Below are 207 nucleotides of genomic sequence, written 5' to 3'. Positions count from 1 at the left end.
CCGCAGTCCTGGGCCCCGCCGGCGTCAGGCCGGGAACCCGGGGGCCGGCCCGTCCAGGGCGAGGAGGTCGAGGGCCGGCCCGCCCCGGACCAGGAGGTCGAAGGCCGGCCCGTCCGGGGCCAGGAGCTCGAAGGCCGGCCCGCCCCGGACCAGGAGGTCGCAGGCCCGTCCCCGCCGGGGTTGGGGCCGGAGGGCTCGTCGCCGCCC

At 82.6% G+C, this 207-nt stretch carries 1 protein-coding gene; it reads right to left on the bottom strand.

Going from position 1 to position 207, the window contains the following annotated elements:
• Nucleotides 1–24: 24 nt before the first annotated feature.
• Nucleotides 25–207: hypothetical protein (locus VR44_RS40815; protein ID WP_045952767.1), on the bottom strand; the 183-nt coding region annotated here is incomplete at its 5' end.

The sequence above is a fragment of the Streptomyces katrae genome (genome assembly GCF_000966975.1).
GTDB lineage: Bacteria > Actinomycetota > Actinomycetes > Streptomycetales > Streptomycetaceae > Streptomyces > Streptomyces katrae.
This window is presented reverse-complemented; position numbering and strand designations above follow the sequence as displayed.